A 25,018-nucleotide genomic window follows, 5' to 3' on the forward strand; every position below is an offset into this window, starting at 1 on the left:
CGGCCGGCAGGTACGGCTGCCGTACCCGTGGCAGGATCGGAACCGCCATGCCGAAGTCGCCGCTGCACACTCCCGTTCTCGCGTGGTACGCCACCAACGCCCGTGACCTTCCCTGGCGCCGGCCGGACGCCTCGCCGTGGTCGGTGCTGGTCAGCGAGGTGATGCTGCAGCAGACGCCGGTAAGTCGCGTGCTGCCGGCGCACGCCGCGTGGCTCGGTCGCTGGCCGACGCCGCGCGCGCAGGCCGCGGACCAGCCCGGTGAGGCCGTACGCCAGTGGGGCCGGCTCGGCTACCCGCGCCGCGCCCTGCGACTGCACGCCGCAGCGACCACGATCAGCCGGCGGCACGGCGGCGAGGTTCCCTCCGACTACGACGAGCTTCGCGACCTGCCCGGCATCGGCGACTACACCGCCGCCGCGGTCGCGTCGTTCGCGTTCGGCCGCCGGCACGTCGTCCTGGACACCAACGTGCGCAGGGTGTTCGCCCGGGCGGTCGACGGCGTGCAGTACCCGCCCACCGCGACCACCGCCGTCGAACGCCGCACCGCGCTCACCCTGCTGCCCGACGAACCCGCGACCGCCGCCCGATGGGCGGTGGCCACGATGGAGCTCGGCGCGCTGGTGTGCACCGCGGCCGGCCCGCGGTGCGCGGACTGCCCGATCCGGCGCCAGTGCGCATGGCGGCTCGCCGGTCAGCCGGCGTACGACGGACCGCCCCGCCGCCGGCAGTCCTACGACGGGACGGACCGGCAGTGCCGTGGCCGGCTGCTGCGGGTGCTGCGCGAGGCCAGCGGGCCGGTCACCCGATCTGACCTGGAGGCCGTCTGGTCCGCGGCACCCCAACGCGAACGCGCCCTCGACACACTGGTCGCCGACGGACTGGTGGAGCCGTTGGCGGACGGGACGTTCCGGCTCCCGGTCAGCGCGCCGGTGTTCCCGCCCACGCCCTGACGCCCACGCCCTGACGCCCTCGCACACGCCCTGACGCCCGGGTTCTGACTCTGACGCCTGGCGGTTTTCGGTCGACCGATCTCGCCCGGTTTCCTTCACTTCGTCCACATCCGCGCCTAGACACGAAGGTCGTCCAGGTCGAGCCACCGGCTCGCCGACGCTCCGAACGACGAACGGAGACCGACCTTGAACGACGCGGGAAACCCCGAGAGTCCCCGGCACGTCCCGTTGTCCCGACGACATGCGCTCCACCTCGGCGCGCTCCTCGCCGGTACGGGCCTGATGGGCCTGGGGAGCGCCCACCCGGCCCGGGCCGGCACCACCGCGGCGGATGGGGCCTCGGCCACCGTCGCTGCCGTCACGGCCGCCGGCGCCGCGCAATCGGCCGCCGCCGACGACGACTTCGCCCGGATGCGCGCCCAGTGGCGGGCTGCCTACGTGGGCAGCGACTACGACCCGGCAGACCCGGCGATCGCCCCCGGCCTCGCCCAACTCGCCGCGGAAGCGCACCAGTGGTGGTCGACGATGGAAACCGGGGCGGACCGGGCGTACCTGTGGCCGGACGCCCGGCTCGAGGTGCAGATCTCGTTCGCCATCTCGATCTCGTTCGGCCGACTGTCCCGGATGGCGCTCGGCTGGGCCACCCCCGGCACCGACACCTACGGCGACCCGAAGCTGCTCGCCGACGTGATCGCCGCGATGGACTGGATGGTCGCGCACTATTACCGCGAGGACGGGCAGATCATCGGCAACTGGTTCGAGTGGATGATCTCGGGGCCGCAGCCCTTCAACCTCGCGGCGGTGCTGGTCTACGACCACCTGAGCGCGGACCAGATCGGCGCCTACACCCGGGCGGTGGCCAACTACACGCCCGAGCCCATCGCCACCGCGGCCAACCGGGTGCTCACCGCCGACGTGGTGATCGGCCGCGGCATCCTCGCCGGGGACGCCGCGGCGGTGCGGCTCGGGGTGGACGGGCTGGCGCCGGTGCTGGCGTACGCCGACTCAGGCGACGGCTTCCACCGCGACGGGTCGTTCATCCAGCACGACCACTACCCCTACAACGGCTCCTACGGCGTCGGCCTGGTGGCCACGCTGCCGGGCATCTTCCAGCGGGTCGCGGGTACGCCGTTCGCGGTCAGCGACCCGATCGTGTACGAGTGGATCCGGGACGCCTACGACCCGCTGATCTGGCACGGCGGGCTGATGGACCTGGCCAGCGGCCGGGTCATCGCCCGCTACAACGAGCAGGACCACCACGCCGGGCACGCCGCGGTCGACGCGGCTCTGGGCCTGTGGGTGGCCGCGCCGGCCGGGACCAGGGCCTGGCTCGGGCCGATGCTGAAGGAGTGGATCCTGGCCGACACCCAGGACGACCCGCTGGCCGGGCGCAGCGTCCCGGCCCTCCTGCAGGCGCGCACGCTCCTCGCCGACGAGTCCGTGCCCCGACGTGGGCCGCTGGTGACCAGCCACGTCTTCGCCGCCATGGACCGGGTGGTGCACCGGCGTACGAACTGGGCGTACGGCATCTCGATGTACTCCCGGCGGATCGCGAACTTCGAGTCCATCAACGACGAGAATCTCCGCGGCTGGCTCACCGCGGACGGCGCCACCTACCTCTACGACCACCAGGTCGACCACTACAACGACGCGTTCTGGCCCACGGTGGACCCCTACCGGATCCCCGGCACGACCGTCGACGTGCGCGAACGGACCCCGATGGAGGGCCGCGGCTACCTCAACCCGCAGGACTGGGTGGGCGGCACCACGCTCGCCGACCGCTACACCGCGGCCGGGATGTGGCTGCGCTCGCAGGGCAGCTCGCTGGTCTCGCGGAGGTCGTGGTTCTGTTTCGACGACGAGGTGGTCGCGCTGGGCACCGGCATCACCGCACACGACGGCCGCCGGGTGGAGACGGTGGTGGAGAACCGCCGGCTGGCGACCGGGACCGAGGCGGTGGTGGTGAACGGCACGACCGCGGTGCCCGGCCTCGGCGACGAGACCACGGTGCCGGCCGCCCGGTGGGTCCACCTCGCCGGAACGGGCGGGTACGTCTTCCCCGACGGTGTCCGGGCGCACCTGAAACGCGAGCACCGGGTGGGCCGCTGGTCCGACATCACCCAGCACCCGTCCTGGAAGGACGACACCCCGCTCCCCCGCGACTACTTCACGCTCTGGCTCGACCACGGTGTGGATCCCGACGAGGCAGCCTACGCCTACGTCCTGCTGCCGACCGCCGACGCGGGGACGACCAGTCGGTACGCCGAACGGCCCGGGACCGCGGTGATCGCGAACACCTCCCGCGTCCAGGCCGTACGAGCGCTGGACTCCGGCGTGCTCGGCGTGAACGTGTGGGCGCCACTCGGCGCCGCGTCGATCGTGTCCACCAGGGCACCGGCCGGCGTGGTGGTGCAGGAGGGTGACGAGGAGGTCGGGCTCGCGGTGTCCGATCCGACCCGCTCCGTCGCGAAGGCCTGGGTCAGCGTGGGGGTGCCGGCGAGCAGGGTGCTGGCCGCGGACGAGGGCGTACGGGTGATCTCGCTGGACCCGCTGACCGTCGAGGTGACCCTCAGCGGAGCCAACGGCACCAGCCGCGGCCTGCGGGCCGCCTACCGCCCCTGGAGCGTCCCGGACCTGCAGCGGGTCCTGGCCGGGATGGACGCGACCGAGGTGGCGCCGAACGCCCGGAATGCCCTGAGCCAGGCCCTGGAGTCCCTCGCGGACCTGGCCGAACGCGACCGCCCGGCTCACGCCCAGCTGTGGGCCCTGCGGCGCAAGATCGCCGCTCTGCGCGGCCACGGTGTCAGCCCTGAGGCGGCCACCGTGCTGGACGACGGAGCGCAGCGGCTGTTCGCCCGCCTGCGCCCCTGAAACCCGTCCGAGCCGACCCGCTTGCGGACACACGAAGGGGGCGGCCGCTGTGCGCGGCCGCCCCCTTCGATGCCCGTGGAGCGGTTACTCGGTGCTGCCTACCCGCTTGCTACTCGGTGCTGGCCTCGATCGTCGGCAGGTCGGGGACCGGAGCCTTGGACGTACCCGTGAAGGTGAACGTCGCCTCCTTGCCCTCGCCCTGGACGTCGACGAGCACGATCTGGCCGGGAGTGAGCTCGCCGTACAGCAGCTTCTCCGCCAGCGTGTCCTCGATCTCGCGCTGCAGCGTCCGCCGCAGCGGCCGGGCGCCGAGCACCGGGTCGTAGCCGCGCTTGGCGAGCAGGAGCTTGGCGGGCTGCGTCAGCTCGATGCCCATGTCCTTGTCGCGCAGCCGCTCCTCGACCTTCGCGATCAGCAGGTCGACGATGTCGACGAGCTGCTCCTCGGTCAACGGCGGGAAGACGATGATGTCGTCGACCCGGTTGAGGAACTCCGGCCGGAAGTGCTGCTTGAGCTCTTCCTGGACCTTCGACTTCATCCGCTCGTAGGAGCCGCCGGCGTCCTTCGACTGAGTGAAGCCGAGGTTGACGCCCTTGGCGATGTCCTTCGTGCCGAGGTTGGTGGTCATGATGATCACGGTGTTCTTGAAGTCGACCACCCGACCCTGCGCGTCGGTGAGCCGGCCTTCCTCGAGGATCTGCAACAGGGAGTTGAAGATCTCCGGGTGGGCCTTCTCCACCTCGTCGAAGAGCACGACGGAGAACGGCTTGCGGCGCACCTTCTCGGTGAGCTGTCCGCCCTCGTCGTAGCCGACGTAGCCAGGCGGGGAACCGAACAGCCGCGAGACGGTGTGCTTCTCGGAGTACTCGCTCATGTCCAGCTGGATGAGCGCGTTCTCGTCACCGAACAGGAACTCCGTCAGCGCCTTGGACAGCTCGGTCTTACCGACTCCGGACGGGCCGGCGAAGATGAACGATCCACCGGGACGCTTCGGGTCCTTCAGACCGGCACGGGTACGCCGGATCGCCTTGGACAGCGCGCGAACCGCGTCCTCCTGGCCGATGTAGCGCTTGTGCAGCTCGTCCTCCATGCGGAGCAGGCGCTGCGATTCCTCCTCGGTCAGCTTGAAGACCGGGATGCCGGTCGCGGTGGACAGGACCTCCGCGATCAGCTCCTCGTCGACCTCGGCGACGACGTCCATGTCGCCGGCCTTCCACTGCTTCTCCCGCTCGGCCTTCTGCGCGATGAGCTTCTTCTCCTCGTCACGCAGCGACGCGGCCCGCTCGAAGTCCTGAGCGTCGATGGCCGCTTCCTTGTCGCGGCGGACGTTGGCGATCCGCTCGTCGAACTCGCGCAGGTCCGGCGGTGCCGTCATCCGGCGGATGCGCAGCCGCGAACCGGCCTCGTCGATGAGGTCGATGGCCTTGTCCGGCAGGAACCGGTCGGAGATGTAGCGGTCGGAAAGCTGTGCAGCCGCCACGATCGCCGCGTCGGTGATCGTCACGCGGTGGTGTGCCTCGTAACGGTCGCGCTGGCCCTTCAGCATCTCGATGGTGAGCGCCATCGAGGGCTCCTGGACGTGGATCGGCTGGAAGCGGCGTTCCAGCGCGGCGTCCTTCTCGAGGTACTTCCGGTACTCGTCGAGCGTGGTGGCGCCGACGGTCTGCAGCTCACCCCGGGCCAGCATCGGCTTGAGGATGCTCGCCGCGTCGATCGCGCCTTCGGCCGCGCCGGCACCCACCAGGGTGTGCAACTCGTCGATGAAGAGCACGATGTCACCGCGGGTGCGGATCTCCTTGAGCACCTTCTTCAGGCGTTCCTCGAAGTCACCGCGGTAGCGCGAGCCCGCGACCAGGGCACCCAGGTCGAGGGTGTAGATCTGCTTGTCCTTGAGCGTCTCGGGCACGTCTCCGCGCACGATCGCCTGGGCGAGACCCTCGACGATGGCGGTCTTGCCTACGCCGGGCTCGCCGATGAGCACGGGGTTGTTCTTGGTGCGGCGGGACAGCACCTGCATGACCCGCTCGATCTCCTTCTCGCGCCCGATCACCGGGTCGAGCTTGCCCTCGCGCGCACCCTGGGTGAGGTTGCGCCCGAACTGGTCGAGAACGAGCGATCCCTGCGGCGAACCCTCGCCACTGGCACCGGCTGCCGCGCCTGCGGTCTCCTTGCCCTGGTAACCGGACAGCAGCTGGATCACCTGCTGCCGGACCCGGCCGAGGTCGGCGCCGAGCTTCACCAGCACCTGGGCGGCCACGCCCTCACCCTCGCGGATGAGACCGAGCAGGATGTGTTCGGTGCCGATGTAGTTGTGACCGAGCTGGAGGGCCTCACGCAACGACAGCTCGAGGACCTTCTTGGCCCTCGGCGTGAACGGGATGTGCCCGCTGGGTGCCTGCTGACCCTGGCCGATGATCTCCTCGACCTGGGCGCGCACAGCCTCCAGCGAGATACCGAGGCTCTCGAGCGCCTTGGCGGCGACGCCCTCACCCTCGTGGATGAGGCCCAAGAGGATGTGCTCGGTCCCGATGTAGTTGTGGCTGAGCATCCGGGCCTCTTCTTGGGCCAGGACGACAACCCGCCTCGCGCGGTCGGTGAACCTTTCGAACATCTTTCGCTCCCCGGGCTGGAGACGGCGTGGGAGTCCGGATCTACCCGGCCCCTGCGTTTCATGCTAGTCCCCGCTCCCGACACAGCCTCCTCCCACCATGTTGCGAGTGGGGATCGAACTGCCGGCGAGCGGTGAGCAGTACGTAACTGTGTAACTCGTCGACCTACCACTGTGTTCCATGCCGGGCCCGCTGGCGAGGCGTTACGCCCGAAGCGAACGCCGGGAATGGGGCGGACCGGCCATACCGCAACGGGCGGGTCCTGGTCCGGCCCGGGCATGGCCTCATGTGGCCGGGCTCGGACGGACCCTACCCGGGCCCCGGCACGGAACACCCACGGGACCGTCCGGAACGAGTGCCCGTGGGGAGTCCCACGGAAGGCCCCGGACGGAGTGCCGGAAGTAGGGCGAACAGAAGAGGACGAACCAGGCGACGGTACGTGACGACCTGTCACTGTCCGAAACAGGCGGAAGCGACCGTGGCAGGCAGTCGGCAGGCGGGCCGCAGCCGGACTCGGATCGACACGCACGACGAGACCCCCGGGGACGAATCCCCGGGGGTCTGCGCCGAGAGCCGGGCTCGGAGCCAGTGCGGCACACCTACACCGACGGCGTACCTGAGGACCGTGGCGACATGGTCATCGACGGTGTGGTGCGGTCGGCTGGTGGCGGATCATGCCTGCTCGTCCGGCCTGAACGGCCCGAGCCGGCGGGAGCCGCCGTCGCCGGACTAGCGCCGGCCCTTCTGGTAGGCCTCGATGATCTCGGCCGGGATGCGGCCGCGATCGCTGACGTCGTATCCCTGGTCACGCGCCCACGCCCGGATCTCGGCGGTCTCCGGCTTGCGGGCCGATCCGCCGGCCGGACGGCCGGCCCGACCGCGGGCGGCGCGGCCACCGACCCGACGAGCCGAACCCACATAGGTGGCGAAGGCGTTACGCAACTTGGTCGCATTTTTGGTGGACAGGTCAATTTCGTAGGACACACCGTCCAGGCCGAACTTCACGCTCTCCTCGGCCTCGGAACCATCGAGGTCGTCGATGAGAACGACGTTGGTCTTCGTCGCCACTGCTGTTCCCTTCTCAGAATTTAGGGGGCTGGTGACAACAATAGAGCCAAGCGACCTGCCCGGGCAAACATGGAATAAGCGCCAGTTGCGCAAAAGTCAGTTGCTCACGCCGCGCCACGCCGCAATCGCAGCGGGCACCGCCAATGAAGACCTGGCGAACACCGGGGCAGAGACGTAGCCGAGTACGAACAGAGACCGAGCAGAGTACGACCGGATAGCAGCGTAGTGCGGGCACAGTAGTGCGGGCTCAGTACTGCCGACCTGGCCTACTGCCGGCGCCCAACCGGACTGCCAACCGCGCCTTGCGTATTGCCCTGCACGGTTGGCGTCACGACTCACACGTCGGGCTTCACCAGAGGGAAGAGGATGGTGTCGCGAATGGAGCGGACACCGGTGAGGAGCATGACCAGCCGGTCGATTCCCATCCCCATCCCACCGGTCGGCGGCATGCCGTATTCGAGGGCGCGGAGGAAATCCTCATCGAGTTGCATCGCGTCGACGTCTCCGCCGGCCGCGCGTACGGACTGCTCGACCAGCCGCTCGCGTTGTTCGACGGGATCGACCAACTCCGAATAGGCCGGGGACAACTCGACGCCGGCGGCGACGAGGTCGAACGCCTCTGCCAATCGGGGATCCTTGCGGTGCGGGCGGGCCAGCGGACGAACCTCTGCGGGATAGTCGCACACAAATGTGGGCTCGATCAGCGTGTGCTCGACCAACTTCTCGAAGAGTTCGAGCACGACCTCGCCTGCCCCCCACCCCGGCTGCAACTCGACGTCGAAACGAGCGGCGTGGTCGCGGAGTTCCTTTTCGGTGGTGTCCGGCGTCACTTCTGTTCCGACCGCCGCGGAGACCGCCTCGTGAATGGGCAGCCAGTGCCACTGGGCTTCCAGGTCGATCTCACCGCCACGTCCGTCCGGTACGACGGTCGACCCCAGCGCCCTGGCCGCGTCGACGACGAGAGTACGGACGAGCTCGGCCATCGTGTGGTAATCGCCGTAGGCCTCGTAGGCCTCCAGCATCGTGAACTCCGGGGAGTGCGTGGAGTCGATGCCTTCGTTCCGGAAATTGCGGCCGATCTCGAAGACCTTGTGGGCGCCGCCGACAACCAGCCGCTTGAGGTAGAGCTCGATGGCGATGCGGAGGTAGTACTCCCGGTCGAAGGCGTTGAAGTGCGTGGCGAACGGGCGCGCGGCCGCACCGCCGTGGATCGCCTGCAGGATCGGGGTTTCGACCTCGAGATAACCGCGATCGATCAAGGTGCGCCGAATCGAGGTGACCACGGTCGAGCGGGCCAGCATCAGTTCGCGCGCACGCGGGCGCTGGATGAGGTCGAGATAACGCTGGCGAACCCGGGACTCGTCGGAGAGGTCCTTGTGCTCGACTGGAAGCGGGCGCAACGCCTTGGAAACCACGAACCACCGGGTGGCCGCGACCGAGAGCTCACCCCGGCGGCTGGTGACGACCTCGCCCTCGACGCCCACGTGGTCGCCGATGTCGACGGTGGCCTTCCAGTCGGCGAGGGAATCCTCGCCCACCCGGTCGAGGGAGATCATCGCCTGGACCTCGGTGCCGTCACCGTCACGCAGTCTGGCGAAACACAACTTGCCGGCGATCCGCGAGAAAATGACCCGGCCCACGATCGTCACCGTGTCACCGGTGGCGTGGTCGACCGGAAGGTCGGGGTAGGCCGAACGCAACTCGGCAAGGGTGTGGCTTCGGGTTACCGAGACCGGATAGGGGTCGACCCCGCGACCGATCAGGCGCTCACGCTTCTCCCGCCTAATCCGCATCTGCTCGGGAAGATCGTCTTCCTCTCGGGCGGGGTTTGTCGCCGGTGTCTCGGTCATGGCTCACAAGATTATGGGGTGCGGGGGTTCTCCCCTTTGTTGGGGTGCCGGCAAAAAGTTCGTCTCCGACGACGGGTCACCCGCGGGCCTTCCGGTCCCGTCGCGACGTTCCGTGAGAGGCTCCGATACACCCAGGTACACCGTTCGTACGCATCTCACCGAACGCCGAACGACGAACGAATCCGAACGGACAGGACGGACGCAGTGACCTTCACGCTCATCGGACACCGCGGGGCCATGGGCCTCGAACCCGAGAACACCCTGCGATCATTTCGCCGCGCGGTCGCCGAAGGTGCCGACGCCATCGAACTCGACCTGTGGGTCAGCCGCGACGGCCACCTGGTGATCCTGCACGACGGAGACGTGAGCCGGACCACCGACGGAAACGGCAACGTCGCCGACCTGACATTGGCCGAACTCAAGGAACTCGACGCCGGCCTGGGAGAAACCATCCCGACCTTCGACGAGGTCCTCGATGCGGTGGACATACCGATTCAGGCCGAGATCAAGGCGTTCGCTGCGGGCCGTGCCGCCGTGGACACAATTCGCGACCGGAAACTGCTGGACCGGGTTACCGTCACCTCATTCTCCGTCGACGTCATCGCCGACGTCCGGGACTACTTTTCCGGCGTACGCACCGGACTCATCTCCTCCCGCGCACCACAGGATTTCCTCGACAAGGCCCGCGAAGTCGGTGTCGAAGTACTCTGCCTCGGCCTGGCCCACCTCGACGCGGAATTCGTCGGCGAGTGCGATCGGCGGGGACTCGAGGTCATCGGCTGGCCGGCCAACGACGCCGACCGCCTGCTGCACGCGCTGCGACTCGGGATCGCCAGCGTCACCTCCGACTTTCCCGACCTGCTCCGTACGTCCCTCGCCGAGGTTCCGGAGGTGGCCGACCTCCTGGCCGCGCGCCCGGCGGCTCGCTGACTCCGGCGCCTCGGTCGTCCGTCGTAGCGTGGTGGGCAGGGGGTGCCTGCCGACTGCCGGGAGGAGGTACGAAACCCCATGGGCGACATCGAGATCCACGACCACGGAGACCGGGAGATCCTGGTCCATCTGCATGGCCGGATCGACCAGGCGCTCCGCCCGCGGCTGGACGTGGGGGTCGAGGAGATCGCATTGCTCGTCGACATCGACGGCCACGACCGGGTGATAGTGGACGTCCGGGAGGTGACGGCTCTGGAAGACGCCGGCCTGTGCTTCCTGTCCGCCCTGGTCCGCCAGGGTGAGCGGCGGGGCCACGACGTAGCACTGGCCATGGTCAACGAGCAGACCAGGCGGGCGCTGGAGGCCGCGCACTGGCCGCACCAGCCGATCATGTCCGGCTCGCGGTGACCAGCCGGGGAAGGATCAGCCGGGGAAGGATCAGCCGGCGGGCTGGTTGCGGTCGAAGACCAGCCGCAGGCCGTGCAGCGTGAGCCACGGCTCGTGTGCGTTCACCGTGTGGCACTGCTCGACCACGACCGGAGCCAGTCCTCCGGTGGCCACCACCGTGACGGCCTCCGGGTCGAGACCGAGCTCGTCGATCATGCGGGTCACCAGCCCGTCGACCTGGCCGGCGAAGCCGTAGACGGCACCGGACTGCAGCGCCTCGACCGTGTTCTTGGCGATGACCGTGCGCGGGCGGAGGAGCTCGACCCGGCGCAGTTGCGCGCCCCGGCGGCCCAGCGCCTCCAGCGAGATCTCGATCCCGGGAGAGATCGCCCCGCCGACGTACTCCCCGCGTTCGCTCACCACGTCGAACGTCGTGGCGGTGCCGAAGTCGACGACGATGGCGGCGGTGCCGAACTGCTCGTACACCGCGAGCGCGTTCACGATCCGGTCCGCGCCCACCTCGCGGGGGTTGTCCATCAGGACGGGTACGCCAGTTCGTACGCCCGGCTCGACGATGACGCTCGGTACCTCGCCGTAGTAACGCGCGACCATCTCCCGGAGCTCGTGCAGGACCGTCGGCACGGTCGAACAGACCGCGACCCCCGTCACGCCCTCCTCACCGGTGTGCCCGGCGAGCAGCCCGGCAACGAGCACCGCGAGCTCGTCGGCGGTCCGCCGGTCCTCGGTGGACACCCGCCAGTGCTCGACCAGCCGGGTACCGGCGAACAGGCCGAGCACGGTGTGGGTGTTGCCCACGTCGACAGCGAGCAGCATGGGCCGGGCCTCTCCGTCCTCGATGATCCGCGGCGATTCGGTGGCGATTCGGTAGGGATCCGGTGTCGATTCCGTCGCGGTTCCATGGCGATTCCGCGGCGTCGCCGGGAGTTCGTACGAGACCGGTTCCGCGGCGTGGCCAGCGTACTGGTGGCGTACAGGCGTATCCGTACTCATCCGTCACTCATCCCGGCCTGTGTAGGCCGTGGTCACCACACCCCTGCCGAACGGCCGGGAGCGACGTAACCTGATCCAAGATCGCACCGCACGGGCAGCGGGGCCTCGAAGCCGCCGAGGGGGGCGCATGAACCACTGGCACACGATGCGCGCGTCCGACGCCGACCGTGAGCGCGCGGCGGACATCCTCAAGGCGGCGTTCGCCGAGGGCCGCCTCAACCCCACCGAGCACCGCACCCGTCTGGACGCGGTCATGCGGTCCCAGACCTACGGCGAGATTCAGCGCCAGGTGGCCGACCTTCCGGCCGGGCCGGCGCCGTTCATGCCACCCTCCTTCGACGCCGCCAACCAGGCGCTCCAGGCCAACCCGTGGGGAACGAACGCGATCGTCCCGACGCGGCGGACCGAGCCACTGGCCAAGGCGTCCCTGATCATGGGGGCGGTCGCGCCGCTGACCTGCGGCCTGTCCGCCATCCCCGCCATCGTCACCGGCCACCTCGCCCTGGGCCGCATCGCCAACTCCGGCGACGAGGGCCGCGGGATGGCCATCGGCGGGCTGGTCCTGGGCTACCTCCAGGCCGTCGGCGGCACGTTGTTCATCCTGGCGGGGATCATCGCCGGCCTCGGCCACTGACGACCTGCCAGGCCACCGGACCCGACCGTCCAACCGTCCCGAACCGTTCAAATCTCCCCGGCGACACCACGCGTCCCGGGGCATTCGGGAGCTACGGGGAACGACCGACCTCACGGGCGGTCTGGATGAGAGAGCGGCCATTCCCCGGATCCGGCGGCACAATGGCGAGAGGGGAAGGTACGCCGGGCCGCCTCCAGCGTGGGCCGGCTCCCAGAGGCTGGGGGTGACATGAGCACCGACTGGCACTCGATGCGGGCGTCCGACGCCGACCGGGAACGCGCGGCCGACGTGCTCAAGGCAGCCCTCGCAGAAGGCCGGCTCGACTGGGGTGAGCACCACGACCGCGTCGATGCTGTGATGGAAGCCCGTACGTACGGCGAACTCGCCGAGCTCATCGCCGACCTCCCCGTCGGTCCCACCCCGTTCCCGATTCCCCAGCAGCAGTCGGCGGAGCAGCTGCCGGCCGCGCAACCGGCCCAGGCGATCCCGCCGACGATGCCGTTCGGCGGGATCGGCCAGCACCCCGGGCAGCCCCGGCTGCCAGGCGTACGCGGCATGTATCCCGGTGCGCTTCCGGGCGCGCTCCCCGGCACGCACCCGGTCAACCCCGGCTATCCCGCGAACCGGCTGCCGCCCGCACCACCCGCACCCCTGGCCAACCCGTGGGCCAACTACGTGCCCGCGCCGGTACGCGCGACCGAGCCGCTGGCGAAGGTGTCCGTCGCCTGCGCGGTCCTTGGGCTGTGCACCACCGGCATGAGCGCCGTACCGGCCATCGTCACCGGGCATCTCGCCCTGGCCCGCATCCGGCGGACCAACGGCGACGGCATCGGGCTCGCGGTCACCGGCCTGATCCTGGGTTACCTCGAACTCGCCGTCGTGGCGCTGGTGTTCGTGCTGTCGGTGGTGCTGGGCCTCGGCCGCTGAACCCCTGAGCTGCCGGCTCGTCCTTCCGCCTCACTCGGTGCCGATCGCGGCGGCCGGGGGCACCCGTACCGCACGTCGCGCCGGCAGCACCGACGCGGCCAGCCCGGCCGCCAGCGCGACCGCCGCCACCAGCACCAGCCGGGCGAACGGAACGCCGAGCTCGATGTGCGAGGTCACCTCGCCCAGCAGAATCCGCGTACCCGCGAAGCCGTACGCGGTGCCGAGCACCAGCCCCGCGACCACCGCGGCCGCGGCGATCAGCAACGCCTCACCGGCTAGCATCGCCCGCAGCTGGCCCCGGGTGAGCCCGAGTGCGCGCAGCATCGCCTGTTCGCGGGTGCGTTCGAGCACCGACAGGCTGAGCGTGTTGCCCACGCCGACCAGCGCGATCACCACCGCCACGGCGAGCAGGCCGGTGGCCACCAGCAGCAGCACGTTCAGGACCTTGTCATAGACCGCTCGTTCGGGTGCGGCGCCGCCGAGGTGGATGGTGTCGTCGTTCCCGACCACCTCCTGGGCCCGGCTGACCACCTGGGTGCCGTCGGCGGTGTCGGCGATCCTGGCCCAGACCGTGGTGATCGGTGCGTTCGGGGCGAGCCGCGCCAGGTCGGCCGAGCTCACCAGCACCTGCGGGAGGGCGTCGCTTCGCGTCACCTGTGCCCGCAGCTCGAGCCGGGACTTCCCCGTATCGAGGACGAGCCGGCCGCCGTTGTCGACGCCGATCGAGTTCGCCGTGGACGGCCCCATGATCGCCGTACGATCGCCGAGGCCGCTGAGCAGTTTCGGGTTGCGCAGCACCGCGTTCGCCGCCGAGGGGTCCACCGCGGTGACCGACGTCTCGATCGACTGCCCCGGCGCCGACCGACCCGTCGACCGACCGGATGCGGCGACCCGGACCTGCGCGCTGGTGAGGGTCGCCGTACGCGAGACACCCTCGACCCTCGGCACGCCCCTCACCACCGCGTCCGGCAGGGCACCGGTCGAGACGTCCACGCTGAGGTCGAGGGGGTACCTGCTGTCCAGCGAGGCGTGGAACGACTTCTGCACCGACGCCGCGCCGACGCTCATCATCGCGATCAGGGTCACGCCGACCAGCAGGGCCGCGGCGGTGGCCGCGGTGCGCCGCGGGTTGCGAACCGCGTTGCCGACGGCCAGCCGGGCCGGCGGGCCGCCGAGCCCTCCGGTCAGCGCGCCCAGGAGGCGTACCAACGCGGGCACCAGCAGGGGTGCGCCGAGCAGGATCCCGACGAACGACAACAGCCCGCCGCCGATCCCGACCGCGAGCGCGGCCAGGAAGCTGGTCAGTTTCATCGCACCGAACAACGCGGCCGCGCCGGCCAGCACGCACAGCACCGCGAGCGTGGTCCGGACGATCCCGGCCCGGGACCGGGCACCGGCCGCGAGTTCCGGCCGCAGCGCCGCCAGCGGCGACACCCTGGTCGCGCGGCGGGCGGGGGCGAGTGCGGCCAGCACGGTGGTGACCAGACCGACCACGAGGGGTACGAGAATCCCGGCCGGGGTCACCACCAGCCCGCCGGTCGGGATGCCGAGCGGCGACCGGCCCAGCAGGACCACCGCGAGCCCGGCCAGCCCGGTGCCGACAGCGATCCCGGCGATCGAGGCGGCCAGGCCGAGCAGCAGCGACTCGACCACCACCGACCCGAAGATCTGCCGGCGAAGGGCGCCGACGCAGCGCAGCAGGGCGAGCTCCCGGGTGCGCTGGGCGAGCAGGATGGTGAACGTGTTGGCCACCACGAGCGTGGCCACGAAGACCGCGATGCCCGCGAAACCGAGCAGGAAGCCGCCGAGCACGTCGACGCCGTTGGTGAACGACGCGACCTGGTCGTCGGTGCGCTGCTCGGCGGTCTGCACCGTCGCACCCTTGAGGTCCTTGCGCAGCCGGTCGGTCACGGCGGCCTGGTCCGCACCGGACGTGGTGCGCACGAGCACCTCGCCGTAGGTCACCTCGCCGGACCAGGCGGCGATCGCCCGGTCGTCGGCCACCAGCGAGGAGCTGTCCAGCAGCGTCCCACCGCTGACCACGCCGACCACCCGCACCGCACGGGCCGGGCCCTTCTCGGGGTGAACCCGCAGCACCGAGCCGACCTTCAGGCCCCGGTCACGAGCGAGGTCGCGGGGAACGGCCACCTCGTCCGGTCCGGACGGCAGCCGGCCGGTGTCGACCCGGTGCCAACGGAAGGACGGGTCGGCGGGCAGTCCGGACACGCCCGCGAAGGTCGGCCGGGACGCGTCGGGGAACGTCACCCGGACACCGGCACCGGCGAGGCCGGCGACGCCTGCCACCCCGTCGAGGCGGTCGAGCCGGTCGACCACCGCCGGGGTGATCGGCTCCTCGGAGTTGGTGACCACGAGGTCGGCCCGGGCGTACTGCGCGCCCGCGGCCTGTGCCATCGCGGCCTGGGCGGAGCTCAGCACCATCAGCGCGGTGGCCACGAACGCGACGCCGAGCATGATGGCCAGGCCGCCGGCGACGTACCGTCCGGCGTGCCCGCGAAGGGCGGCGAGGATCATCCGGCGCATCGGTCAGGCCCCCAGCTCACGCATCGCGTCCAGCACCGCGTCCGCGGACGGCCGGTCGATCTCGCCGACCACCCGGCCGTCGGCGACCAGCACCACCCGGTCGGCGTAGGACGCGGCCACCGGGTCGTGGGTGACCATGACGATCGTCTGCCCGAACTCGCGTACCGACTGGCGCAGGAACGACAGCACCTCCGCACCGGTCCGGGAGTCGAGGTTTCCGGTGGGCTCGTCGGCGAAGACGACGTCCGGGCGGGACGCCAGCGCGCGGGCGATCGCCACCCGCTGCTGCTGGCCGCCGGAGAGTTCGGACGGGCGGTGCCGCAGCCGGTCGGCGAGGCCGAGCACGTCCACCAGCGTGGTCAGCCAGTTCTCGTCCGGCCGGCGGCCGGCCAGCTCCAGCGGAAGCGTGATGTTCTGCCCGGCGGTCAGCGTGGGCATCAGGTTGAACGCCTGGAAGACGAAACCGACCCGCTCCCGGCGCAGCACCGTGAGCTGCCGGTCGGACAGCGAGGTCAGGTCGGTGCCACCGAGCATGACCGAACCCGACGTCGCCGCGTCCAGTCCGGCCAGACAGTGCATCAGCGTCGACTTGCCCGACCCGGACGGGCCCATGATCGCGGTGAACTGCCCCGCGCCGAACTCCAGCGAAACGCCGTCCAGTGCCCGGACCGCAGTGGGGCCGGAGCCGTAGGTCTTGACCAGGTTGACGGCGCTGGCGGCCGGTTGGACGCCGACCGTCGATGGCGCGGATGTCATGCGCGGACTCCTTCGTGGAGCAGGGGTCCGCCCCCGTGGCGAACCATCGTCGAGCCTAGGTTCCCAGGCCTTCGGCGGGCGTCCGCCGCGATGATGGCCGTCGATGGTTCGTACGTACGGCCTGCGGTGTGGCGGGTACGACCTGCGGCGTACGGCACACCCCTACGGGCCGGTTGCCGTCGACCAGTGACAGCCCTCCAGGAAACCGCACCTCAGCGGCCGGCGCGGACCAGGCCGTTCTCGTACGCGAAGACCACCAGCTGCACCCGGTCACGCAACCCCAGCTTGGCGAGGATCCGGCCCACGTGCGTCTTCACGGTCGCCTCGGCGAGGTGCAGCCGGGCACCGATCTCGGCGTTGGACAGGCCGCGGGCCACCTCCAGCAACACCTCGCGTTCGCGTTCGGTGAGGCCGGTGACCCGCTCGTCGGGGCGTTCCTCCCGGTCGGGCAGATGCGGGGCGAAGCGTTCCAGCAGTCGGCGGGTCGTGCTCGGCGCGACCACCGAGTCACCGGAGTGCACCGCCCGGATCGCCGAGAGCAGGTCGTCCGGTGGCGCGTCCTTGAGCAGGAACCCCGCCGCACCGGCCTTGAGCGCGGTGAAGGCGTACTCGTCCAGGTCGAAGGTGGTGAGGACGATCACCCGGGGGGCCGCCTCGCCGCGCGTCCGCAGCCGACGGGTCGCCTCCACGCCGTCCATCCGGGGCATGCGTACGTCCATCAGAACGACGTCGGCGCCGACCACGCTGAGGCGTTCGAGAGCCTCGGCGCCGTTGCCCGCCTGGCCGACGACCTCCATGTCCGGCTGGGAGTCGACCACCATCGTGAAGCCGGTACGGACGAGCACCTGGTCGTCGACCAGGAAGACCCGGATCTTCACGTGCCCACCCTCGTCTCGTCTCCGCTGAGCGGAATCTCCGCCAGCACCTCGAAGCCGCCCCCGATCCGCGGGCCGGCCCGCAGCAGGCCGCCGTAGACCGCGACGCGTTCGCGCATGCCAAGGATGCCGTGCCCGTTGCCGTCGCCGTGCGCCGCACCGCCGCGACCGTCGTCGAGGACGTGGACCCGCAGCCGGTCCCGGTCGTAACGCAGCCGGACGCTGGCGCTGGTGTGCGGCCCGCCGTGCTTGAGCGTGTTGGTCAGCGCCTCCTGCACGACGCGGTACGCCGCGAGCTCGGTGCCGCCGGCGAGCGGACGCTCGTGGCCGTCGACCTCCACCTCGATCGGCAGGCCGCTGGCACGCACCTGCTCGATCAGGTCCGGGAGCTGGGCCAGGCTCGGCTGGGGGGCGAGCTCGGGTCCGGCGGTTTCGGAGGCGACCGGCTCCCCGACGGTTCTGCCCGGCCCGAGGTCCCGGCGGGGATTCGAGCGTGGGCCCGAGCGCGGGTCCGAGTGGACCTCCGGCCGTCTGTCCGGCCGGGCGTACGGCAGCTCACCGGACCCGTTCGAGGCCAACTCGGCGGGGACGACCGAGGGCGCGGAGTCGGTCCGGAGTACGCCGAGGAGCCGACGCATCTCCGCCAGCGCCTGCCGGCCGGTCTTGCCGATGGTGGCCAGGGCGGTCCTGGCCGCCTCGGCGTCCTTGGCCCCGGCGTACAGCCCGCCGTCGGCCTGGGCGACCACGACCGACAACGAGTGCGCGATCACGTCGTGCAGCTCGCGGGCGATCCGGGCCCGCTCGGCCGAACGGGCCAGCCTGGCCTGCTGGTCGCGTTCGAACTCCAGCCGCCGGGCGCGCTCCTCCAGCTCGCCGACGTACGCCCGGCGGGTGCGCATGAGGTCGCCGAACGTCCACACGAACGCGACCACCGCCAGGAGGACGAGACCTGGCAGCAGCACGTCCAGCGCGCCCCGCCGGGAGTAGGTGAACAGGCCCCAGTCGACCGGCCCCAGGAACGACCCGATCGCACCGACCAGGAGCGCGCCGATCCGGGCCGCCGTCTGCCGGGAGTAGGCGCTGGCGGAGTAGAGCGCGAAGAGGAACGCGACGTCGGCACCTATCGGCGACCTCATGAACACCACCTGGGCCAGGCAGGCCAGGGTGACCACGAGGAACACGCGCATCGGGTAGCGGCGCCGCCACACCAGCGGGACGGTCATCGCCGCGCTGACGAGAAGGCCGACCAGCTGGTCCACGGCGTAACCGACCGGCAGGCCGAACGTCGCGATCGAGGCGGCCAGCGCGCCGTCCACGAGATAGGGCCGGCGACGCGGCCAGTCGTAGAGCTGGTGGAGGCGCACGAGCCTGAGCGTACGTCGGGTCACGACGGCGAGCGTCCACCCTGGGTAGGACGAACGACCGTCCCCGGGCAGGACCCCAACACCCCGCGAACGACGGTCGGACCGCATAGGGTCGCCGCCATGGGGGACGCGAGACGGGACTGGCGGACGTGGCGGGCCGCGACCGAGGAGGCGTTGTACGGCGCGGAGGGGTTCTTCCGTACGCAGGCGCCGGCCGCGCACTTTCGTACGTCCGTGCACGTCTCCCCCGCCTTCGCCGCGGCACTGCTGCGGCTGGCCCGGACCGTCGGCGCGCGCACCGTGGTCGACGTCGGCGCCGGGCGGGGCGAACTCCTGCGCGCGCTGCACGACCTCGACCCGGACCTCCAGCTGGTCGGGATCGAGGTGGCCGAGCGGCCCGCTGGTCTGCCCGCGTCCGTGCGGTGGTCGGCCGACCTTCCGGAGGAGCTGGACGGGCTGCTGGTCGCGAACGAGTGGCTGGACGACATCCCCGTCGACGTCGCCGAGCTCGACGACGCCCGGGTGCCCCGGCTGGTGGAGGTCGACGCCGCCACCGGCGACGAGCGCCTGGGCGACCCCGTGGGCGCGGAGGACCTCGCCTGGCTGGCCGACTGGTGGCCGTTGGCCGACGGACCGCCCGGCGCCCGCGCGGAGATCGGCCGGCCGCGAGACCTGGCCTGGGCCGAGGTCGTACGCCGGCTGCGGTCCGGGCTCGCACTCGCCGTCGACTACAGCCACGTGCGGTGGCGACGCCCACCGGCGGGCACCTTGCGGGGCTACCGCGCGGGGCGACCGGTCGCGCCGGTACCCGACCGCTCCTGCGACATCACGGCCCATGTCGCGGTGGACGCGGTGGCCCGGGCGGGCGAACGCGCCGGTGCCGACGAGACGCTGCTCACCTCCCAGCGCGCGGCGCTGACCGCGCTGGGCGTGGACGGCGCCCGGCCGCCGCTCGCGATGGCCGGCTCGGACCCGGTGGGCTATCTGCGTGCGCTGTCCCGCGCCGGCGAGGCGGCCGAGCTCGTCGCGCCCGGCGGGCTCGGCGACTTCTGGTGGCTGGCCCAGGCGAAGTTCGCCCCGGCAGGCACGCGGGCAGGCTCCCGGACGGTCGACCTGCGTCAGGCGCTGGGCGAGCCGGATCCGCCCACGGCGCTGTCACCGTCGCCCTCCAGCCGTACGCCACCTTCCGCGTCCTCCGTCGAGTGAGGCTCGACCGGCGCCGCCGATGGGACCACGGCGACCGTCGTCCGGTGCTGCATCCAGCGCTCGGGCCCGGCGGTGCGCCTGGCCAGCCGGGAGCGCTCGGCCTGGTCGCGCAGCAGGTCCAGGGCCACCTCGGGAGCACGGTGCAGAGCGACCGCGTTCACGGGGCCGACGGGGGTGTCGACGTGCACGCTGGCCAGTCCGAGCAGTCGCTGGTACGGCCCCTGGGTGACCCGCACGCTCTGCATCTTGACGTGCGGCACGACCTCGGTACGCCGGGTCAGCCAGCCGGCGTCGCTGACGAAGACCCGGTCGTCCGCACCGTGCCGTAGGTAGCGCCAGCCGATCGGGCGCAGCCAGCGGGCCCGCCGCGGCGCGCCGGCCCGGACCACGGCGTCCACGTCCACACCCGGCAGGACGCGTTCCAGCAGCGCCCGGGCCACCGGCCAGGGCGCGACCGGCAGCAGCGTGGACGACGTCTGGCCCTCCGAGCCCTTCCCGCCGTACCCCGCCACGTCGACCGACAGCTTCACCCAGCCCTTCGGCCGCCACAGGAACTGCTGCTCGATCTCCACGCCCTGCACCCGGCCCGGCGGGACCGTCTGCGCCCAGGTGTCCAGCAGGCCCTTGCGGATCCGCAGCCCGTCCGGCGACTGGCTCACGGTGAAGCCGAACTCGCCGACGAACTGCCGCCACACCACCCCGAGCCCGCCGAGCGCCCACGGCAGCAGGAACGCCAGTCCGACGATCTCGCCCGCGACCACCGACGCGATCGCGACCACCACGAACCCCAGCACGGCGGTGAGGAACGGCGCGCTCACGACGGTGGACGCCAGCAGGACACCCGGTGGCACGGCGACCAGCTGGTGCTCGGGCGCCTCCGGGGTGTCCGCGTCGAGGCCGGCCGCGCGGGCCAGCAGCTCCGCCCGCAGCCGCTGGGCGCCGGGTTCGTTCAGGTACGCCAGCGGGGCCTCGGTCTTGCCGCCACCGGCGACCTCCAGCCGGAGTTCGGCCACCCCGAGGAACCGCGCCAGCACCGGCCGCACGATGTCGACCGCCTGCAGCCGGTCGATCCGGATCCGCCGCGACCGCCGGAACAGGAAGCCGCTCTCGATCCGCAGCTCCTCGCCCTCGATGCGGTACTTCGTGAACCACCACGAGAACGTCCCCAGCACCACGCCGAGGACCAGCGCGGCCAGCACCTGCAGCCCGAACAGTTTGTAGTTCAGGTCCCGGACGGCGTTCTGGCCGATCGCCGCGATCGCGAGCGCGAACCACTTCCAGCCGTTCAGCACCGGGGTGGCCGGGTGCAGCCGGCGCAGCGCGGTGACCGCGGCCGGGTCGCGGCCGTCCGGCAGCGGTGTCCCGGCGGCGAGCGGCTCGCGGTGCGCCTCCTGCTCGCTCACAGGCCCGCTGCCCGCGCCTCGCCCAGCGCGGCCAGCCGGTCACGCAGGCGCTCGGCCTCCTCGGGTGGCAGCCCGGGGATCTCGGCGTCGGTGGCCGGGGTGGCGGTGTGCAACTGCACCTTGGCGATCCCGAACTTCCGCTCTGCCGGGCCGGCCGTGACGTCGACGAACTGCATCCGGCCGTACGGCACCACCACCAGCGTCCGGAACAACACACCGTGGGTGACCAGCAGGTCGTCGCCCCGCTCGGCGTACCCCCACGAACGCCAGTTGCGCCCGACCACCCACCAGCCCCAGCCGAAGACGACGGCCGCCACCGCCACCACCGCCGCGGCGTAGCCCCACCCCAGGAGCAGGCCCGCGGCCGCCGCGCCGGCCAGGCCCAGCAGGCCGGTCCAGAACCCCAGGATCACCCGCCGTAGCTGACACAGCCGAGGGGACACCGGTTGCCACCGCTCCCCTGGCGGCGCGAACAACGTGTCCATAGCCATGGAGATTAGCTGAGCGAAGGGGGCCCGCCGAGCCTGTGGCCGAGGGGACTTGCCGGGCCGGCCGCCGAGGCGTGCTGATCGACCGGCCGCCCGCGTGCGAGCATGGTCGACGTGACGACCGAACGGATCGTGAGCCTCGGCGCGGGAGCCGCCGGCCTGTCCGGTGGGACGGAACGCTACGAGCGGGGCGGCGGGGACGAGCTCGCCACCCAGGACATGATCCTCAACATCGGCCCCCAGCACCCGGCCACCCACGGCGTGCTGCGACTGCGGATCACCCTCGACGGCGAGCGGATCGTCGGATGCGAACCCGTCGTCGGCTACATGCACCGCGGCGCGGAGAAACTGTTCGAAGTACGCGACTACCGCCAGATCATCATGCTCGCCAACCGGCACGACTGGCTGTCGGCGTTCGCCAACGAACTCGGCGTGGTCATCGCCGTCGAGCGGATGACCGGCATCGAGGTGCCGGTCCGTGCGGTGTGGGCACGCACCCTGCTGGCCGAGCTCAACCGCGTCCTCAACCACCTGATGTTCCTCGGCAGCTACCCGCTGGAGGTCGGCGCGATCACGCCGATCTTCTACGCCTTCCGCGAGCGGGAGACGCTGCAGCAGGTCATGGAGGAGATCTCCGGCGGCCGGATGCACTACATGTTCAACCGGGTCGGCGGCCTGAAGGAGGACCTGCCCGCCGGCTGGCTGGACCGGGTGGACGCCGCGGTCGGCGCGGTGGCTCACCGGCTGCCCGACCTGGAGGACCTGATCTTCGGGAACGAGATCTTCCGGGCCCGCACCCGTGGTGTCGGCGTGCTCTCGGCCGACCTGGTGCACTCCTACGGCGTCTCGGGGCCGATCGCCCGGGCCAGCGGTGTCGACATCGACCTGCGCCGGGACGAGCCGTACCTCGCGTACGGCGAACTCTTCGGACCAGGTGGCCCCGGCCGGGTGGTCACCCGCACCGAGGGCGACTCGTTCGCGAGGTTCGACGTGCTGCGGGAGCAGATCCACGTCTCCCTCGACCTGGCGCGCGCCTGCGTGGACCGGCTGCGCTCACTGCCGCCAGGTCCGGTCAACGTCCGGCTGCCGAAGATCCTCAAGGCGCCGGAGGGACAGACGTACGCCTGGACCGAGAGCCCCCTCGGCCTGAACGGCTACTACCTCGTGTCGCGCGGTGAGAAGACGCCGTGGCGGCTGAAACTGCGCTCGGCGTCGTTCAACAACATCGCCGTCCTGCCCGAACTCGTACCCGGCTGTGTCGTCGCCGACCTGGTGGCGATCCTGGGGTCGCTGTTCTTCGTGGTCGGCGACATCGACAAGTAGCCCGGCCGGTCGACCAACTGAGAGCGGGCCGGCCGAGACTCGCTCGGCCGGCCCGCTTCCTGGCTGTCGTTCGTACTCTCGGATGGTCGGCGGTCAGGCGCCCTTGCGCTCCTGGACGGGGGTTTCCTCGCGGGCGTCGGCCTCGACGGCCTTCGCCGGCGCGGCCTTCTCGGCGGCGTCACCGTCGGCGGGCTGGTCGCGCTTGGCGTCCTGCTCGGCGTCCGAGGACCTGCCCTGGGCCTCCTGCTGGGCGGCGCGCTCCTCTTCGGCGATCCGGGCGCGTACCTCCCACGCCTTGAGGTCGACGACCGTGGGTGCCTCGGGGAGGCTCTTCCACAGCTCCGGCGCCGCGGATTGCCCCTCCTCCTCCGGCTTGTCGGCCTTCTCGGCCGCCGGCGTGTGCTCGGCCTCGGGCTTGTCGACCTTCTCGGCGGCCTTGTCCTTGTCCGCGGCCTTGTCCTTGTCCGCGGCCTTGTCCTTGTCCGCGGGCTTGTCGGCCTTCTTCGCGGGCTCGGCCTTCTTCGCGGGCTCGGCCTTCTTCGCGGGCTCGGCCTTCTTCGCGGGCTCGGCCTTCTCGGCGGCCTCCGCCTTCTCCGCAGCGGGCTTGGCCTTGTCCGCGGGCTCGGCCTTCTCCGCCGGCTTGACCGTTTCGGCGGATGCCTCGGACCGGACCCCTTCGCCGGCACCGGCGAGGCTGTCCCACTCCACCTGGTTTCCGCTGCCGACAGCACGCCGCTGGGTGCGCACCGGCGTCACCGCGCGGGCCACCGTGGTGACCTGCCCGACCTTCGCGGGCGGCGCGGCCTTCGGCGTACCGGCGGCCTCGTCACCCGTGGACTTGCCGGGGACCTCGAGCCGCTGGCGGTTGTTGGCGAGCGTGAAGCCCTGCGCCATCACCCGGACGTGTGCGGCGTACATCGCGGCGTAGGAACGCGCCTGGGCGGCCCGGTCGGCGCCGTGCGCGCGCCGGGCACGTAGTAGTTCGACGTCGTAGACGGCCACCGCGACGACTCCGGACACGAGCGTGGTGATGGCAGCACCTGCCAGTAGCGCCGGAGCGCCCTGGGTGAGAGCGAACAACACCAGTGCGGCGCTCAGCACCAGCACCGGAGTCGCCACCCACCTGGCGAGATGACGTACGCGGTGATCCCCCTGACGTGGCATGGGAGGAGATTACGGTTTGTCGCTGTCGATGTGTGGCATATCCGGCATTTACCGAGTGTCGACTACCTCACGTCACGAGGGCGACACGGGATCGGGACGAAACCGGCAGGAGCGCGCCCGTAAGCAGGCAGTCGGCCCCATGCGGCGCCGCAGGAACACGACGCGGACGTCAGGACTCGCGGCCGTTCCCGCCGCGCCGCGCGGCGCGCTCTTCCTGGTCGGGGTCCTCCGGCACCTTGCAGGCGCGTTCGAGCAGCAGCCCGCCGACCATGACGGCCACGGCGGCGACGACGGTCACCGCCGCCCGGATCACCCGGGTGCGGACGTCGGGGATGTCGGCGCTGGGAAGGAACCGGATCGCGATCCCGGCGTAGACCCCGGTGGCGAGCGCACCCACGAGCGCACTGGCCTTGGCCAGGGCGAGCAGCCGGACGGCGGTCAGCCCGTCGACCGAGCGCTGCTTGCGGTGGATCCGGTCGTACATGTACCACGCGCCGAGCAGCAGCAGGGCGGCGAAGAACGCCAGCCCGCCGGGCGCGGACCACGGAGTCCGCCCGACCGTCTGCCCCATCGCCTGCAGGATGCCGACACCACTCCAGGCGACCGCGCCACCGATCAGGATCAGGGCGACCAGTACCGCTGGCCGCGTCGTACGCACCGG

20 protein-coding genes are annotated in these 25,018 nt (G+C 71.4%); 8 read left to right on the plus strand and 12 right to left on the minus strand.

Annotation, left to right across the window (positions count from 1 at the left end; all coding sequences use genetic code 11):
* The first annotated feature begins 47 nt into the window (after window positions 1-47).
* On the plus strand, window positions 48-950 hold the full coding sequence (locus tag F4554_RS26155) for an A/G-specific adenine glycosylase (protein WP_179790036.1): 903 nt from the start codon (window positions 48-50) through the stop codon (window positions 948-950).
* 186 nt (window positions 951-1,136) lie between these two features.
* The gene (locus tag F4554_RS26160) at window positions 1,137-3,821 is read left to right on the plus strand and encodes a polysaccharide lyase 8 family protein (RefSeq protein ID WP_179790037.1); all 2,685 of its coding nucleotides are present in this window, start codon (window positions 1,137-1,139) and stop codon (window positions 3,819-3,821) included.
* Window positions 3,822-3,930: 109 nt separating this feature from the next.
* Here F4554_RS26160 and F4554_RS26165 read toward each other — a convergent pair whose 3' ends face one another.
* From F4554_RS26165 to lysS, 3 genes are all read right to left on the minus strand, one after another.
* On the minus strand, window positions 3,931-6,432 hold the full coding sequence (locus F4554_RS26165) for an ATP-dependent Clp protease ATP-binding subunit (protein WP_179790038.1): 2,502 nt from the start codon (window positions 6,430-6,432) through the stop codon (window positions 3,931-3,933).
* Window positions 6,433-7,159: 727 nt separating this feature from the next.
* Entirely contained in the window at window positions 7,160-7,498 is a 339-nt protein-coding gene (locus F4554_RS26170; RefSeq protein WP_179790039.1) for an Lsr2 dimerization domain-containing protein, read from the minus strand.
* Window positions 7,499-7,833: 335 nt separating this feature from the next.
* Window positions 7,834-9,348 (minus strand): lysine--tRNA ligase, encoded by a 1,515-nt coding sequence (lysS, locus tag F4554_RS26175; protein WP_179790040.1) that lies wholly within the window; start codon window positions 9,346-9,348, stop codon window positions 7,834-7,836.
* Window positions 9,349-9,552: 204 nt separating this feature from the next.
* Here lysS and F4554_RS26180 point away from each other — a divergent pair, with 204 nt between their 5' ends.
* On the plus strand, window positions 9,553-10,278 hold the full coding sequence (locus tag F4554_RS26180) for a glycerophosphodiester phosphodiesterase family protein (RefSeq protein ID WP_179790041.1): 726 nt from the start codon (window positions 9,553-9,555) through the stop codon (window positions 10,276-10,278).
* Between the two features lie 78 nt (window positions 10,279-10,356).
* On the plus strand, window positions 10,357-10,686 hold the full coding sequence (locus F4554_RS26185) for an STAS domain-containing protein (RefSeq protein ID WP_179790042.1): 330 nt from the start codon (window positions 10,357-10,359) through the stop codon (window positions 10,684-10,686).
* 30 nt (window positions 10,687-10,716) lie between these two features.
* Here F4554_RS26185 and F4554_RS26190 read toward each other — a convergent pair whose 3' ends face one another.
* Window positions 10,717-11,499, minus strand: a complete 783-nt coding sequence (locus tag F4554_RS26190; protein ID WP_179790043.1) for a type III pantothenate kinase — start codon at window positions 11,497-11,499, stop codon at window positions 10,717-10,719.
* Between the two features lie 304 nt (window positions 11,500-11,803).
* Between F4554_RS26190 and F4554_RS26195 the strand changes: the two genes are divergently transcribed.
* A complete protein-coding gene (locus tag F4554_RS26195; protein WP_179790044.1) occupies window positions 11,804-12,310 on the plus strand; it encodes a DUF1707 and DUF4190 domain-containing protein in 507 nt (168 codons plus the stop codon).
* A 228-nt stretch (window positions 12,311-12,538) separates the two neighbouring features.
* Complete coding sequence (locus F4554_RS26200; protein WP_179790045.1) at window positions 12,539-13,237, plus strand: DUF1707 and DUF4190 domain-containing protein; 699 nt, start codon at window positions 12,539-12,541, stop codon at window positions 13,235-13,237.
* A gap of 30 nt (window positions 13,238-13,267) precedes the next feature.
* On the opposite strand, the gene F4554_RS26205 is transcribed toward F4554_RS26200, so the two are convergent.
* From F4554_RS26205 to F4554_RS26220, 4 genes are all read right to left on the minus strand, one after another.
* Window positions 13,268-15,778 (minus strand): FtsX-like permease family protein, encoded by a 2,511-nt coding sequence (locus F4554_RS26205; RefSeq protein ID WP_179790046.1) that lies wholly within the window; start codon window positions 15,776-15,778, stop codon window positions 13,268-13,270.
* Between the two features lie 3 nt (window positions 15,779-15,781).
* On the minus strand, window positions 15,782-16,534 hold the full coding sequence (locus F4554_RS26210; RefSeq protein ID WP_179790047.1) for an ABC transporter ATP-binding protein: 753 nt from the start codon (window positions 16,532-16,534) through the stop codon (window positions 15,782-15,784).
* A gap of 212 nt (window positions 16,535-16,746) precedes the next feature.
* On the minus strand, window positions 16,747-17,412 hold the full coding sequence (locus F4554_RS26215; RefSeq protein ID WP_179790048.1) for a response regulator: 666 nt from the start codon (window positions 17,410-17,412) through the stop codon (window positions 16,747-16,749).
* A complete protein-coding gene (locus tag F4554_RS26220) occupies window positions 17,409-18,773 on the minus strand; it encodes a DUF7134 domain-containing protein (protein WP_179790049.1) in 1,365 nt (454 codons plus the stop codon). Before F4554_RS26220 ends, F4554_RS26215 begins: the two co-directional genes overlap by 4 nt.
* A 120-nt stretch (window positions 18,774-18,893) precedes the next feature.
* Here F4554_RS26220 and F4554_RS26225 point away from each other — a divergent pair, with 120 nt between their 5' ends.
* A complete protein-coding gene (locus F4554_RS26225; protein ID WP_179790050.1) occupies window positions 18,894-19,979 on the plus strand; it encodes an SAM-dependent methyltransferase in 1,086 nt (361 codons plus the stop codon).
* On the opposite strand, the gene F4554_RS26230 is transcribed toward F4554_RS26225, so the two are convergent.
* Entirely contained in the window at window positions 19,892-21,382 is a 1,491-nt protein-coding gene (locus tag F4554_RS26230) for a PH domain-containing protein (protein WP_179790051.1), read from the minus strand. The genes F4554_RS26225 and F4554_RS26230 overlap by 88 nt on opposite strands.
* Window positions 21,379-21,873 carry a PH domain-containing protein gene (locus F4554_RS26235; RefSeq protein ID WP_238341407.1) on the minus strand — a complete coding sequence of 165 codons (495 nt, stop codon included), beginning with the start codon at window positions 21,871-21,873 and terminating at the stop codon, window positions 21,379-21,381. Before F4554_RS26235 ends, F4554_RS26230 begins: the two co-directional genes overlap by 4 nt.
* Before the next feature lie 102 nt (window positions 21,874-21,975).
* On the opposite strand from F4554_RS26235, the gene F4554_RS26240 reads away from it, so the two are divergent.
* Entirely contained in the window at window positions 21,976-23,193 is a 1,218-nt protein-coding gene (locus tag F4554_RS26240) for an NADH-quinone oxidoreductase subunit D (protein ID WP_179790052.1), read from the plus strand.
* Window positions 23,194-23,286: 93 nt separating this feature from the next.
* Here F4554_RS26240 and F4554_RS26245 read toward each other — a convergent pair whose 3' ends face one another.
* On the minus strand, window positions 23,287-24,357 hold the full coding sequence (locus tag F4554_RS26245) for a hypothetical protein (protein ID WP_179790053.1): 1,071 nt from the start codon (window positions 24,355-24,357) through the stop codon (window positions 23,287-23,289).
* A 169-nt stretch (window positions 24,358-24,526) separates the two neighbouring features.
* The gene (locus tag F4554_RS26250) at window positions 24,527-25,015 is read right to left on the minus strand and encodes a DUF3180 family protein (protein ID WP_179790054.1); all 489 of its coding nucleotides are present in this window, start codon (window positions 25,013-25,015) and stop codon (window positions 24,527-24,529) included.
* Between the last annotated feature and the right edge of the window lie 3 nt (window positions 25,016-25,018).

This window comes from Actinopolymorpha rutila (assembly GCF_013407855.1).
In the GTDB taxonomy this organism is placed as follows: Bacteria; Actinomycetota; Actinomycetes; order Propionibacteriales; family Actinopolymorphaceae; genus Actinopolymorpha; species Actinopolymorpha rutila.

Coding starts and splice junctions, on each gene's coding strand:
- F4554_RS26210 (WP_179790047.1), bottom strand. CDS start 16,534: ATGACATCCGCGCCATCGACGGTCGGCGTCCAACCGGCCGCCAGCGCC.
- F4554_RS26185 (WP_179790042.1), top strand. CDS start 10,357: ATGGGCGACATCGAGATCCACGACCACGGAGACCGGGAGATCCTGGTC.
- F4554_RS26225 (WP_179790050.1), top strand. CDS start 18,894: ATGGGGGACGCGAGACGGGACTGGCGGACGTGGCGGGCCGCGACCGAG.
- F4554_RS26245 (WP_179790053.1), bottom strand. CDS start 24,357: ATGCCACGTCAGGGGGATCACCGCGTACGTCATCTCGCCAGGTGGGTG.
- F4554_RS26195 (WP_179790044.1), top strand. CDS start 11,804: ATGAACCACTGGCACACGATGCGCGCGTCCGACGCCGACCGTGAGCGC.
- F4554_RS26155 (WP_179790036.1), top strand. CDS start 48: ATGCCGAAGTCGCCGCTGCACACTCCCGTTCTCGCGTGGTACGCCACC.
- F4554_RS26205 (WP_179790046.1), bottom strand. CDS start 15,778: ATGCGCCGGATGATCCTCGCCGCCCTTCGCGGGCACGCCGGACGGTAC.
- F4554_RS26240 (WP_179790052.1), top strand. CDS start 21,976: ATGGTCGACGTGACGACCGAACGGATCGTGAGCCTCGGCGCGGGAGCC.
- F4554_RS26190 (WP_179790043.1), bottom strand. CDS start 11,499: ATGCTGCTCGCTGTCGACGTGGGCAACACCCACACCGTGCTCGGCCTG.
- F4554_RS26200 (WP_179790045.1), top strand. CDS start 12,539: ATGAGCACCGACTGGCACTCGATGCGGGCGTCCGACGCCGACCGGGAA.
- lysS (WP_179790040.1), bottom strand. CDS start 9,348: ATGACCGAGACACCGGCGACAAACCCCGCCCGAGAGGAAGACGATCTT.
- F4554_RS26165 (WP_179790038.1), bottom strand. CDS start 6,432: ATGTTCGAAAGGTTCACCGACCGCGCGAGGCGGGTTGTCGTCCTGGCC.
- F4554_RS26235 (WP_238341407.1), bottom strand. CDS start 21,873: ATGGCTATGGACACGTTGTTCGCGCCGCCAGGGGAGCGGTGGCAACCG.